At 73.0% G+C, this 12,285-nt stretch carries 15 protein-coding genes; 6 read left to right on the top strand and 9 right to left on the bottom strand.

The window, feature by feature from the left end:
• Positions 1-3: 3 nt before the first annotated feature.
• Complete coding sequence (locus ACFPL3_RS09790; RefSeq protein WP_379588762.1) at positions 4-297, top strand: hypothetical protein; 294 nt, start codon at positions 4-6, stop codon at positions 295-297.
• On the opposite strand, the gene ACFPL3_RS09795 is transcribed toward ACFPL3_RS09790, so the two are convergent.
• From ACFPL3_RS09795 to ACFPL3_RS09810, 4 genes are all read right to left on the bottom strand, one after another.
• Positions 213-1,004, bottom strand: coding sequence for a hypothetical protein (locus ACFPL3_RS09795; protein ID WP_343942704.1), 792 nt, complete (start codon positions 1,002-1,004; stop codon positions 213-215). The two genes, ACFPL3_RS09790 and ACFPL3_RS09795, sit on opposite strands and share 85 nt — an antisense overlap.
• A gap of 379 nt (positions 1,005-1,383) precedes the next feature.
• Positions 1,384-2,166 (bottom strand): SDR family NAD(P)-dependent oxidoreductase, encoded by a 783-nt coding sequence (locus ACFPL3_RS09800; protein ID WP_343942703.1) that lies wholly within the window; start codon positions 2,164-2,166, stop codon positions 1,384-1,386.
• Positions 2,163-3,272: an alcohol dehydrogenase catalytic domain-containing protein gene (locus ACFPL3_RS09805; protein WP_343942702.1), complete on the bottom strand. Its 1,110-nt coding sequence runs from the start codon at positions 3,270-3,272 to the stop codon at positions 2,163-2,165. Before ACFPL3_RS09805 ends, ACFPL3_RS09800 begins: the two co-directional genes overlap by 4 nt.
• Positions 3,272-4,351, bottom strand: a complete 1,080-nt coding sequence (locus ACFPL3_RS09810) for a Gfo/Idh/MocA family protein (RefSeq protein WP_379588787.1) — start codon at positions 4,349-4,351, stop codon at positions 3,272-3,274. The genes ACFPL3_RS09805 and ACFPL3_RS09810 overlap by 1 nt, the downstream gene beginning before the upstream one ends.
• A 216-nt stretch (positions 4,352-4,567) precedes the next feature.
• Between ACFPL3_RS09810 and ACFPL3_RS09815 the strand changes: the two genes are divergently transcribed.
• Together ACFPL3_RS09815 and ACFPL3_RS09820 are read left to right on the top strand one after the other, a co-directional pair.
• Entirely contained in the window at positions 4,568-5,413 is an 846-nt protein-coding gene (locus ACFPL3_RS09815) for a L,D-transpeptidase family protein (protein WP_379588765.1), read from the top strand.
• 15 nt (positions 5,414-5,428) lie between these two features.
• Positions 5,429-6,373: a hypothetical protein gene (locus ACFPL3_RS09820; protein ID WP_343942699.1), complete on the top strand. Its 945-nt coding sequence runs from the start codon at positions 5,429-5,431 to the stop codon at positions 6,371-6,373.
• Between the two features lie 67 nt (positions 6,374-6,440).
• Here the strand turns inward: ACFPL3_RS09820 and ACFPL3_RS09825 are convergent, their stop codons facing one another.
• The gene (locus ACFPL3_RS09825) at positions 6,441-6,851 is read right to left on the bottom strand and encodes an ATP-binding protein (RefSeq protein WP_343942698.1); all 411 of its coding nucleotides are present in this window, start codon (positions 6,849-6,851) and stop codon (positions 6,441-6,443) included.
• A 104-nt stretch (positions 6,852-6,955) separates the two neighbouring features.
• On the opposite strand from ACFPL3_RS09825, the gene ACFPL3_RS09830 reads away from it, so the two are divergent.
• Positions 6,956-7,906 carry a DMT family transporter gene (locus ACFPL3_RS09830; RefSeq protein WP_379588767.1) on the top strand — a complete coding sequence of 317 codons (951 nt, stop codon included), beginning with the start codon at positions 6,956-6,958 and terminating at the stop codon, positions 7,904-7,906.
• A 3-nt stretch (positions 7,907-7,909) separates the two neighbouring features.
• On the opposite strand, the gene ACFPL3_RS09835 is transcribed toward ACFPL3_RS09830, so the two are convergent.
• Positions 7,910-8,275, bottom strand: a complete 366-nt coding sequence (locus ACFPL3_RS09835; protein WP_343942696.1) for an RNA-binding S4 domain-containing protein — start codon at positions 8,273-8,275, stop codon at positions 7,910-7,912.
• Positions 8,276-8,299: 24 nt separating this feature from the next.
• On the bottom strand, positions 8,300-8,725 hold the full coding sequence (locus tag ACFPL3_RS09840) for an Lrp/AsnC family transcriptional regulator (RefSeq protein WP_343942729.1): 426 nt from the start codon (positions 8,723-8,725) through the stop codon (positions 8,300-8,302).
• Positions 8,726-8,878: 153 nt separating this feature from the next.
• On the opposite strand from ACFPL3_RS09840, the gene ACFPL3_RS09845 reads away from it, so the two are divergent.
• Together ACFPL3_RS09845 and ACFPL3_RS09850 are read left to right on the top strand one after the other, a co-directional pair.
• On the top strand, positions 8,879-9,769 hold the full coding sequence (locus tag ACFPL3_RS09845; protein ID WP_343942695.1) for a tryptophan 2,3-dioxygenase: 891 nt from the start codon (positions 8,879-8,881) through the stop codon (positions 9,767-9,769).
• The gene (locus ACFPL3_RS09850) at positions 9,766-11,031 is read left to right on the top strand and encodes a kynureninase (RefSeq protein WP_343942694.1); all 1,266 of its coding nucleotides are present in this window, start codon (positions 9,766-9,768) and stop codon (positions 11,029-11,031) included. The genes ACFPL3_RS09845 and ACFPL3_RS09850 overlap by 4 nt, the downstream gene beginning before the upstream one ends.
• On the opposite strand, the gene ACFPL3_RS09855 is transcribed toward ACFPL3_RS09850, so the two are convergent.
• Together ACFPL3_RS09855 and ACFPL3_RS09860 are read right to left on the bottom strand one after the other, a co-directional pair.
• Positions 11,016-11,372, bottom strand: a complete 357-nt coding sequence (locus tag ACFPL3_RS09855) for a DoxX family protein (RefSeq protein WP_343942693.1) — start codon at positions 11,370-11,372, stop codon at positions 11,016-11,018. The two genes, ACFPL3_RS09850 and ACFPL3_RS09855, sit on opposite strands and share 16 nt — an antisense overlap.
• Before the next feature lie 120 nt (positions 11,373-11,492).
• Entirely contained in the window at positions 11,493-12,269 is a 777-nt protein-coding gene (locus ACFPL3_RS09860; protein ID WP_343942692.1) for a 2-keto-4-pentenoate hydratase, read from the bottom strand.
• Positions 12,270-12,285 lie beyond the last annotated feature (16 nt).

Below are 12,285 nucleotides of genomic sequence, written 5' to 3' on the forward strand. Positions count from 1 at the left end.
AGCGTGAGCACGCCGCCTCCACCGCTGGACCGGCCCGTGTGGGTCCACCTCGACCGGTTCTACGGTCCCCCCGATTCGCCCGATCCCATCGCCGACCCGGTGCCCGGAGGCCTCCTCGTCGCCACCGCGCGGGTGCCCGGGCTGCTCAAGCGCTGGGCCCGCGCGGTGGACGGCCGCTGGTTCGGCCGCGTCAACTTCGCCGTCTGCGACGCCTACGGCGCCGTGGTGGCCGAGCACGTGGCCGTGCTGGTGCCTGCCTCCGCCCTCAGCCCGCGGGACGAGGAGGTCCGCCGGTGACGCCCTGGCCGCCCCGTAGCGGCACGTCGGCGGATCGCTGCTCCGACCTTGCGCATCAGGTCCGCAAAGTCGCGGTACACGTCGAGGTCGGTGGCGTAGAACATCGCCCAGCCCTCGTCCTGGAGGTAGTTGTGGCGCCGGCGGTCGGAGCGCAGGGCCCGCTGCCCGGTGTGCCCCTCCTCGCCGTCGTACTCGAGGCCGACCTCGACCTCCTCCCAGGCCAGGTCCACGAACCGGCGCGCGCGGCCGCGTGCATCGAAGACCGGGAACTGCACGGTGGGTGGCGGGAGGCCGGCGTCGTGGCAACGCAGCCGCAGCCGGGACTCCTGCGGCGACTCCGGAGCGCCGTTCGCCGGCGGCACCAGCTCCCGCGCCTGCCGCACACCGCGCAGCCTCGCGTGCCGTTCCAGCTCGGCGGCCGGCGACTCGGTGGTGCAGACCCCTGCGCCGAGAGCCGCGTCGAGAACGGGGAGGACGTCGATGCGCGGCAGGGTGCGCGCCAGGTCGACAGCGGTCCGGTCGGGGTTCGTGGCGAGCGTGCCGCACCGCAGCCGCGCGAGGTCGTCCTCCGCGAGGGCGAGCTGGTGGGGCCAGAGGTCGGCGCGGCGGATGCACGCCTCGTCCGGTCGGACGGCCACGTGGGTGGTCGCGTCGTCGAGCACCCCGAAGCCGTGCAGCTCGGCCGCCGTGTGCAGGCAGGCCGGCACCTCCCGCCCGTCCCGAGCGCGGCTGCCGCGAGCCGGAGCCGCGGACCGGGTTCGGCCTCGCTGAGGCGGTAGCTCCCGGTGAACACCCCGCGCCACCGCCCGGAACGGATCAACGCCCGCATCTCGCCGCGGCTGTAGCAGGTCAGCGCCTGGGCGGCGCTGAAGGCACCGTGCTGTGACACGGCGATGTCGCGGAGTGGCCGGCGCATGCCCCGAGCCTGAGGCCTCGGCCCGGCTCGGTCCCCGGTCATCGCCGGACTGTGGACAACCAGGTGCCGAGGTGGACAACTGCCCGACCTCGCCATCGATCAAGGGGAAACGGTCGCTCCACAAGATCGAACAACGACCATTTCCCCTTGATCAGCGAGCGCGTGGGCTCTCAGGAGTGCATCCAGCCGCCGTCCACCACCCAGTGCTGGCCGGTGCAGGAGCGGCTGTCGTCGGCCGCGAGCCACAGCACCAGGCGGGCGACGTCGGCGGGTTCGAGCCGCTGGGGGAGGGCCTGGGCGGCGGAGCGGTGGGCGTCGGCCTCCGGGGTCACCCAGTTCTCCAGCTGCCGGGGCGTCATGATCCAGCCGGGGAGCACGCAGTTGACGCGCACGCCGTCGGGGCCGAACTCGCGCGAGAGCGACCGGGTGAGCCCTTCGATGCCCGCCTTCGCGGTCATGTAGGCGGGAAGGTCGAGCAGGTCGACGTGGGCGCTGATCGAGCCCATGTTGATGATCGAGCCGTGGCGGGCGGCGCGCATCGCCGGGGCCACGGCCTGCGCGGCGAAGAACTGGTGGTCGAGGTTCACGCGCATGAGCTCGTCCCAGTACTTCGGCTCGACGGTGGCGACGCTGTGCCGCTCGTCGTGGCCTGCGTTGTTCACGAGCACCCGGATGTCGCCGAGCTCGGCGGCGATCTCGGCGATCACGCCGCGGTAGGCGTCGAGGTCGCGTACGTCGCACCGGCGGAAGAGCGGGCGCGGGTGCCCGTCCCCCGCCACGGCCTCGACGAGCGCCTCACCTGCCTCGACGGCCACGTCGACGAACCCGACGCGCGCGCCCTGGGCGGCGAACTGCCGCACGAACTCCGCGCCGAGGCCGCTCGCTCCGCCGCTGACGAGGACGACGGCGTCGCGGAGGCTCGGGTAGGTGGCGTAGCGGGAATCGCTGGTCATGACGGCAGTACTACCGCGCGGCCGCCTGCGCCCTTGCGCAGGGCCTCGTACGCGTCGTCGACGGCGTCGAGCGGGTACCGCTCGCCGAGCAGCGTGTCGAGCGGCAGCTTCCCCGCGAGGTAGAGGGCGAGGTAGCGGGGCAGGTCGACCGGCGGGTTGGCCGAGCCGTACAGGCTGCCGACGAGCCGCTTCTGCTGCTGGACGAGCTCGTTGATAGGCACCGCGGCGGTGGCGTCGACTGATCCCAGCCCGACGGCGATGGCGGTGCCGCCCGGGCGGAGCACCGCGAAGGCCTGGCGCAGGGTCTGGGGGAGGCCCACCGCGTCGATGGCGACCTCTGCTCCGCCGCCGGTGAGCTCCTGGACGGCGGCGACCACATCGCCGGGGGCCATGCCGGAGGCGTCGAGGGTGTCGGCGGCGCCGAGCCGCCGGGCGAGCTCGAGCTTGTCGGGGGCGACGTCGACCACGAGGGGGGTGGCGCCGACGAGCACGGCGCCCATCAGCGCGGAGAGCCCGACCCCGCCCGCGCCGACGACGACGAGCGGCTTGCCCGCGACCTGCCCGGCCACGTTGACGACCGCGCCGACCCCGGTGATCACGGCGCACCCGGTGACGGCCGCGATGGCGGGTGGCACGCCGTCGGGGACCTTCACGATGGCGCGCTGCGACACCACCGCGTGCTCGGCGAAGCAGGAGACGCCGAGGAAGTGGTGCAGCGGGCCGCCCTCGAGCCGCAGCCGGGAGGTGGCGTCCATCAGGCCGCCGCTGCGCGCCTGCACGCGCCCGTACACGCACATCACCGGGCGCCCGGTGACGCAGTACTCGCAGTGGCCGCAGCGGGGGCGCCAGGTGAACGCGACCCGGTCGCCCACCGCGACGGCGTCGACCCCTGAGCCGACCTCCTCGACCACACCGCTGCCCTCGTGGCCGAGCACGATCGGCAGCGGGCAGGGCATGGCGCCTTCCATGTAGTGCAGCTCCGTGTGGCAGACGCCTGCGGCCTCGACCCGCACCAGCACCTCGCCCGCGTGCGGGGCCTCCAGCTCGACGTCCTCCACCCGCAGCGGGTCGCCGGGCGCCCGCAGCACCGCTGCCCGTACCCGCATCAGACCCAGACCTCCTTCGCGACGCGCACGTCCTGCCCGGTGCGGGCGCTCTCCCCGATCGCGAGGGAGATGGCGTGGTCCTGGCAGCCCTGGGCGAGGGGGTAGGGCGCCGGGGCCTCGTCGCGGGCCCAGGCGCCGGTGGCCTCGAGGATGGCGGCGACGCCGATGTCGTCCTCCGAGAGGCGCGTGCCGCGGAACGGGTTGCGGTACAGCACGCGGCCGTCGAGGGAGACGTGGTCCAGCTCGTTGCCCTCGAGGTTGAGGTCGATCCCCAGGCGTCGGTACACGAACTGCGATTCGACGGGTGCCTGCGGCTCGACCAGCCGGACGATGCGGTCGTCCACCAGCTCGCCGGTGGTGCCGCGCACCGAGATCCGGCGGGCGAGCAGCGGGTTCCACCACTGGTTCTCGGTGAAGTCGTAGAGGCCGTGGCGGCCGTCACCGAAGTCGAGGGTGGCGATCGTCCTCGTGCGCGGCTGCGGTGCCGGATCCGGCCGCCACCCGTCGAAGCCGAGCGGGTCGGTGAGCGGCGCGGAGAAGGCGCGGGCGGAGACGGTGACGTCGTCCATGTCCAGGCCCAGCAGGCCGCGCACCAGCGACACCGCGTGGTAGAGGTGTGTGGAGCAGACGTGCACCGCGGTCGGGTCGCCGATGATCCCGCCGCGCACGGCGGCGAGCCGGGCGGCGTGCCCCGGCATCAGCAGGTACTGCTCGGCCACCTGCACGAGGCCGCTCGCGCCCACGTCGGCCCAGAGGGAGCGCAGGCCGTCGAGGTCGGGGGCGGGTGGGGTCTCGACGAGCACCGGCAGGCCGGCCGCCACCACCGCGCGCGCCGTGTCGGGCATCTGCGGCCACGGCACCGCCGCCGCGACGAAGTCGGGACGCTCGTGCGCGAGCAGCTCGTCCAGCGTGCGCACGGCGAGCACGCCCTGCGGGGCCCGCTCCGGGTTGCGGCTGACGATGCCGACGGCCCGCAGCCGGTCGGGCGCCGCCTCGGCCATGCGGAGAAAGAATCGGCTCCGCTTGCCACTTCCCACCACTGCGAACGTCGTCGGCGCCATCGATCCACCGTCGTTCATGATCCGGCGTGCGCGCAAGCCCGATCGTGCCCGGGCGGCGCAACCGTGGGAAATCGCACTCACCCTCCGTTGTGATCTGCGCAACAGAAGTCACCCGGACAACTCGGAGTAACCCGGACGGGACAGCCTCGTTTGATCAATTACGCGGACCGTGATCGGCCGACTGTTGTCGTCCGTTCCGGACCGTCCCTGTCCGATCAGCTCTGTTTGGGTGACATGTCACAGCACATCGCGCCGCCCGAGGCGGCGCCCTCCCGGGGCACGGGCCCCGGCCCGTCCCGGCGGGGGATCGTGTTCGGGGCGATCGCCGGGGTCGTCGTGGCGATCGCCGTCGCGCTGGGCTTCACCTTCTTCGGCGGCGGGTCGGGCACCGATCCGTCCTCGGTGGCCGAGGGTGAGGTCCCGCCGGGCGACCTCCAGGTCAGCAGCACGTACACGGAGCTGGCCGGAGCGCCGGCGGACCCCGATCCGACGGGTACCACCAACGGTCTTGTCGTGCACCCGATCCGGGAGACCCCGGTTCGGGATGCACCCGACGGGCGCCCGATCGCCCGCATGGAGACCACCCAGTTCGGCGACACCTGGCTCCCCGTGATCGCCGAGCAGCCCGGCTGGGTGCAGGTCCTCCTGCCGTCCAAGCCGGCCGGCTCCACCGGCTGGATGCGCGCCGACGACGTGGAGCGGGCCATCACGCCCTACGTCATCAGGGTGCACCTGGGTTCCAAGAAGCTCGAGCTCGTGCGCGAGGGCAACGTCGTGGACGAGTGGTCGGTGGGGATCGGCAAGGACGACACGCCCACGCCGACGGGGCGCACGTTCCTGCTCGGGGCGTTCGCCGACGAGAACCAGCACTACTCGCCGGTGATCCTCCCGCTGGGCACGCACAGCCCCACGCACGACACGTACGGCGGCGGTCCCGGCACCGTCGCAATCCACACCTGGCCGGACTCCAGCGTGTTCGGCCAGGCCATCAGCGACGGCTGCATCCGAGTTCCGCAGGACGCGCTGAGCCAGCTGGACGACGTCCCGCTCGGCACGCTCGTGATCATCGATCAGGAATGAGGGGTTAGACCCACTGTGAAGACGAAGAAGCTCGCCGGTGCGGCAGCGGTCGGGGCCGTCACCGCGGTGACGACCCTGCTGCTCGGCGCGACCCCCGCGTTCGCGCAGGACGACGACTCGACGGGCGACAGCGCCTTCGCGCTCTCCGCGTCCGGCCTCCTGGACATCAACCCGATCTCCCAGGTGGAGTCGACGGACGGCGCGCTGGTCCACGACGAGCTCCTGTCGATCGGCGACGTCGCCGGCAAGTACGAGGACGACCTCTCCCTCGGGCTGCTGACCTCGGAGGCGGAGTCCCACCGCGCCGAGACCGTGGTCAAGGAGGTCAACCTCTTCGACATCCTCCGCGCCGACGTGATCCGCACCTGGTGCGACAACGGCGAGGGTGGCCTGCAGATCATCAACGGCACGGTGCTCGGGCAGAAGCTGCCGGAGACCGCGGTGCCCGGCAAGGACCTCGACCTGTCGCCGCTGGTGAAGCTGTCGCTGAACGACCAGAAGCGCAACACCGACGGCTCGCTGTCGGTCACGGGCCTCGAGCTGACCGTGCTCCCCGCCCCGGAGGTCGCTGACCCGGACGAGAAGCTGACCGAGTCGGAGAAGGCCTCGCTGCCGGTCCTCGGCAAGCTGCTGGGCAAGGACCTGCCCGTCAACACCGACACCGTCGGCGGGCTCGTCGGTGAGCTGGGTGCGCTCGGCACCGGCGGTGACCTCCAGAAGATCACCATCGGCAACGCCACCTGCCAGGAGGGCGGCTCCGCCTCCGGTGACGGCGACAGCAAGGACGACGACGGCGACAACGACGGTTCGTCGAACGACGACGACGGCAAGAGCAACAACGACGGTGACGACGACGGCGACGACGACGGCGGCAACGGCGACGACGACTCCGCGGTCAAGAGCGCGGGCACTGCCCCGGCCCCGTCCGTGGTGAAGGCCGCTCTCCCGGTGACCGGCTGACACACCGCACCACCTGAGAACACCCGCAACGGGCGGGAGCCTCCTCGGCTCCCGCCCGTTGTGTTTTTCACGTCTGCGGCAGGCTCCAGTGCATCGCGACGCTCGTGCCCGCGGCCGCGCTGCACACCTCGATGTGCTCGGCCAGTCCTCCGATGAGCACGAGGCCGCGTCCGCGCCACCCGGGGTCGGCCGCAGGCGGCTGCCAGCAGCCGTGGTCGCGCACGACCACCCGTACCTCGCCCTGCTCGCAGTCGGCGTCCAGCTCGGCGTCGCCGCCACCGTCCGGGTAGGCGTGGTCGGCCACGTTCACGAGGGCCTCGTGCGTGGCGAGCACGATGTCGTCGACCCTGTCGTTCGACAAGCCCAGCCGGGCCGCCCACGCAGCCACCTGCTCACGCACCTCCCGCAACCGTCGGGGCAGGGAAGGTGCGGACAGGTGCAGCCGCAAGGGTTCGGGTCCGCGGACGAGCGCCGCCATACATCTCTCCAGCTTCGGCGCGATGGCCAGGTCGTCGGTACGCCAGGTTTACCCGGCCCGGGGGCCGCGAACCCGTGTGCCGGCCTACGTTCGCGAGTTCGGGTATGGATCCGCGACGCGCCGCGTTGGTGGGTGGTGTGGATCGACGTGGGACCGCACCCGACCGCACGTGGTTGATCGCCGTCGCCGCTGCCATGTGGGGCACCGACGGCCTGTTGCGCCAACCTCTCGCCGGCCAGCTGCCGGCGGCCACCGTGGTGTTCTGGGAACACCTGCTGATCGTCGTGGTCCTGGTGCCCTTCCTGCCCTCGGCCGTGCGGGCGTTCCGGGCGGCGAGCGGGCGCGAGCGCCTGGCGCTGGTGCTGATCGGTGCCGGCGCGTCCGCCGTGGCGACGGCGCTGTTCACGCAGGCGTTCCGCTACGGCGACCCGGTCACCCCGCTCGTGCTGCAGAAGCTCCAGCCGGTGATCGCCGTGGTCGCGGCCGCGGTGCTGCTGGGGGAACGGATGCGCCGCGGCTACTGGCTGTTCGCGGCGCCGGCGCTCGCCGGGGCCTGGCTGATGGCCTTCCCCGACCCGCTCTCGGCCGCGCCGCAGGCGGTCGCGGCGGCGCTGCTGGCCGTGGCGGCGGCCGCACTGTGGGCGGTCGGCACGGTGCTCGGCCGGATGGTCAGCGTGCGCATCGCGAGCCGCGACGTCACCGTGCTGCGGTTCGCCATCGGCCTGCCGGCCAGTGTCGTCGTGCTGCTCGCGCAGGGCGCCCCGGTGGCGATCACGGGCGCGCAGCTCGGCCCGCTGGTGCTGCTCGCGCTGGTGCCGGGTCTGCTCGGCCTGACCCTCTACTACATCGGCCTGAAGTCCACCGCGGCCGCGCGCGCCACGCTCGCCGAGCTGGCGTTCCCGGTGACGGCTGCCCTGATCGGCGTCGGCCTGCTCGGCACGCACCTGGAACCGAGCCAGTGGTTCGGGCTGTTCATCGTGGTCGTGTCGGTCACGGCGCTGGGTCTGCGCGAACGCACCCGGCAGCCCGTCGTGCGTGTGGACGCCGCGGTCTGACGCTCACAACCGCCCGGAGCGGAACGCGTCGAGCACGCGGCGCTCGCGTTTCGTGGGGCGGCCCGCGCCCCGGTCGCGGCGGGCCACGGGGATGCTCGCCTCCGGCGGCGGGGCGGGGGTGCGGTCGATGTAGCACGTGGCCGCGTCGGCCGCGCCGACCCGCTTCTGGATCACGCGCACGACCTCGACCACCCGGGTGCGGTCCTGCACGCGTGCCCTGACCTCGTCGCCGGGGTGCACCGGGGTGGCCGGTTTCGCCGGCCGGTCGTTCACGCGGACGTGCCCGCCCCGGCAGGCGGCCGCGGCGTCCGGCCGGGTCTTGGTGAGCCGCACCGCCCACAGCCAGCGGTCCAGTCGCGTCGACTCCACCCCACGATGATGGACCACCGGGGATCAGGCCGGGCCGATGGTGCTGCGGGGCAGCGGCGTGGACAGCACCAGCGTGCTCGAGGGGCGCCCGTACGAGGCGAGCTGGTCGATCAGGTGCTCGAAGGCGGCCATCGATGGCGCGGCGACCCTGAGGATGCTGCAGGTGTCGCCGGTGACCCGGTGGATCTCCTGGACCTCCGGCCAGTCCAGCACGGCGTCGTCGCGCAGCACGCAGCGCGGGCCGTAGCAGGACATCTGGATGAACGCCGTCACCGGCCAGCCGACGCGCGCGCCGTCGACGGTGGCGTGGTAGCCCGTGATCACGCCTGCCTCCTCCATGCGGCGCACCCGCTCCGCCACGGCGGGCGGTGAGAGGTGCACCCGCCGGGAGAGCTCGCTGAACGACAGGCGGGCGTCGTCCTGGAGTTCGCGGAGCAGGTTCCAGTCCATCGAGTCCACCGGCGGATCCTCACATGCGTAAAGCGGTCCGGCGAGATCGCCGTCGAAGATGTGCTCAGATGGCCGGATCGCCGTCAGAACGGCATTCACCTCGCCCGGCCGCCGCGTGAGGATGGACTCTCGAACCGAGAGGAGGTGACACCGATGAGCGGTCAGGCACCCGACGAGCGCTCTCGCATCGCGGTCCGTCCGATCGAGGAAGGCGTGGTGCGCGAGTTCGCAGGCACCGGCGAGAAGGTGAACCTCTCCTACGGCGCCTACCTGCAGCTGGACCAGCTGCTCTCCGCCCAGAAGCCCGTGAGCCGGCCGGTGCACCACGACGAGCTGCTGTTCATCGTGCAGCACCAGACCTCGGAGCTGTGGCTGAAGCTGGCGCTGCACGAGCTGCGCGCCGTGCGCGACCGGCTGCGCGCCGACGAGCTGCGCCCCGCGCTCAAGGGCCTCGCCCGCGTCAAGCACATCCAACGCCAGCTCACCGACCAGTGGTCCGTGCTGGCCACGCTCACGCCGTCGGAGTACGCGGAGTTCCGCCGGTTCCTCGGCACCTCGTCGGGCTTCCAGTCCTACCAGTACCGGGCCGTCGAGTTCATCCTCGGCAACAAGAACCCGGGGATGCTCGAGCTGTTCGCGCACGATCCGGCCGCCCGCGAGCTGCTGCAGACGTTGCTGGAGGAGCCGACCGTCTACGACGAGTTCCTGCGCCACCTGCACCGGCACGGGCACGCCGTCCCCGAGCAGCTGCTGACCCGCGACGTCGCGGAGCCCTACCGGTTCACCGCCGAGCTGGTGCCCGTGTTCCGCCGCATCTACGAGCACTCCCGCGAGTACTGGGAGGCCTACGAGGCCTGCGAGGAGCTCGTCGACCTGGAGGAGAACTTCCAGCTGTGGCGGTTCCGCCACCTCAAGACCGTCGAACGCGTGATCGGGACGGTGCGGGGGACGGGCGGCTCCAGCGGGGTGGCGTTCCTGCGCGCGGCACTGGACCTGACGTTCTTCCCCGAGCTGTTCGCCGTCCGGACGGAGATCCACTCGTGACCACCACCCGCACCTGGGCCGAGCGGGCGGCCGCGCTCGACGCCACCGACCCGCTCGCGGGGCTGCGCGACCGGTTCCTGCCCGCGCCCGGCGTCGTCGCCTACCTCGACGGCAACTCCCTGGGTCGGCCCGTCGCCGCCGCGGCCGACCGGCTCGGCGAGTTCGTGCACCGCGCCTGGGGGCAGCGGCTGATCCGCGGTTGGACCGAGGAGGGCCCCGACGGGCCGTGGACGTACTGGCCGGAACGGATCGGCGACCGCATCGCGGCCCTCGCCCTCGGCGCGGCGCCCGGACAGACGGTGCTCGCCGACTCCACCACCGTGCTCCTCTACAAGCTCGCCCGCGCCGCCGTCGACGCCGCCGCTGCCGCGGACCCGGCCCGCCGGGTGATCGTCGCCTTCGCCGACGACTTCCCCACCGACCGGTACGTCGTCGAGGGCATCGCCGCCGAACGTGGTGGCAGCGTCCGCTGGCTGCAGGCCGGTATCGCCGAGGGCGTCACGGCTGCCCAGGTGGCCGAGGCCGCCGGGCCCGACACCGCGCTGGTGCTGCTGTCCCACGTGGCCTACCGGTCCGGCTGGCTCGCCGACGCCCCGGCGATCACGGTGGCGGCCCACGCCGCCGGCGCCCACGTCCTGCTCGACCTGTGCCACTCGGTCGGATCCGTGCCCCTCGCCCTCGACGCCTGGGGGGCCGACCTCGCCGTGGGATGCACCTACAAGTTCTTGGGCGGCGGGCCCGGGGCGCCCGCCTTCGGCTACGTGCGCCGCGACCTGCAGGACCGCCTGCACCAGCCCATCCAGGGCTGGATGGGGCGCGACGACCCGTTCGGCATGGGCCCCGGCTACGTCCCCGCCCCCGGCGTCCGGCACGTCGTCTCCGGCACCCCGCCCGTCCTCGCCGCCGTGCCGCTGCTGGCCTCCCTCGACCTGCTCGAGGAGGCCGGTATCGCCGCCGTCCGAGCCAAGTCGCTGGCCCTCACCGGGTTCGCCCTGGAGCTCGTGGACGAATGGCTCACCCCGCACGGCGTCGAGGTGATCTCCCCGCGCGACCCGGAGCTCCGCGGCGGGCACGTGACCATCCGCCGCCGCGGGTTCCGGGGGGTCGTCGACGCGCTGTGGGCCCGCGGTGTGCTCCCCGATTACCGCGAGCCCGACGCCATCCGCATCGGGCCCGCGCCCCTGTCCACCTCGTTCACCGAGCTCCACGACGGGCTGGCCGTACTCCGGGAGCTCCTCGACGGCGGTCACCACGGCCGGTGATGGACCAGGGTGAGGGCGAGGGCTGCGACCGCGACACCGAAGAACACCGCCCACGGGCCGAAGTGGTAGTCGCGCGCGCGGATGTGGGCGCCGAACGCGCCGACGAAGTACAGCACGAGCCCCGCGGCGGCCAGCACGCCCAGGACCGGGACCACCAGCCCGGCGAGCAACCCCAGCGAACCGGCACCGAGGAGCAGGCCGAGCGGCAGGTGCCACGAGTGCGGTACCCGCATCTCGTCCGCCTGGTTCCTGGCGTACTCGTGGCCGCTGAGGTTGGCGTACGCCGCGGCGCCGTTCAGGGCCGACGCGAGCAGGGTGACTGCGAGGTAGGTGCCGAACACAAGGGCCTCCGGTCCGGTGCAGCGACGGGTTCACCCTTGTGACGAGTGGGCCGGTCGGAACGGGACACGGTGACCGGAGACACCCGGGTGGGCCGCGCGCGGCGATGATCCGCCGGTGCACTAGCCGGCGAAACGGAACGCGACCTCGCCGAGGTCGCCGAACGCCGCCCGCACCTCGTCGCCCGGCCCCACCGGAACGGGCGCGGTGGTTGTTCCGGTCGTCACGAGCTCGCCCGCCCGCAGCCCGTGCCCGTGGCGGCGCAGGTCCTCGGCGATCCAAACCAGCGCGGTGCGGGGATCGCCCAGCACATTTCCGCCGCTGCCGGTCGCGACCCGCTCGCCGTTGATCCACACTTCCGTCGCCCACGTGGACAGGTCGTACCCGCCCCAATCCGGAACCTCCGGGCCGAGCACGAACCGGCTCGCGCAGGCGCAATCCGCGAGCAAGTGCGGAGCGCCGACGGTCTCGAAATGAGTGAAGCGGGAATCGGGAACCTCGACGGCCAGGTGCAGGCCCGCGACCGCGGAAAGGATCTCGTCCGGTCCTGCTTCCGGCGCGACGTCGGAGCCCATCAGATACGCGAATTCCGCCTCGACCACCCGCATGTGCATGTCGGCGGAGGGGAGGACGTCGCCGGGCTCGTGGCGGAACCGTTCGAACAGGGGGCCGGGCAGCGGGCCGTTCACCCCGATGTGTGCCTGCCCGGCGGTCGTGGTGGCCGCGATCTTCCAGCCGTAGGTGCGCCCCGCGTGCTCGCCGATCGCGAGCTGCGCCGCGAACCCCTCCGCGTCGTCGCGGGGCCGGATGTCGTCGGGGAGCGCGGCGATCCGGTCGCCGGAGGTCCAGGCGGCCCACAGGGCGTCCGCGGCGCGGGCGGCACGGTGCTCATCAGACATGTCCGCCATCCTGACT

This window comes from Pseudonocardia zijingensis (genome assembly GCF_042657305.1).
GTDB lineage: Bacteria > Actinomycetota > Actinomycetes > Mycobacteriales > Pseudonocardiaceae > Pseudonocardia > Pseudonocardia zijingensis.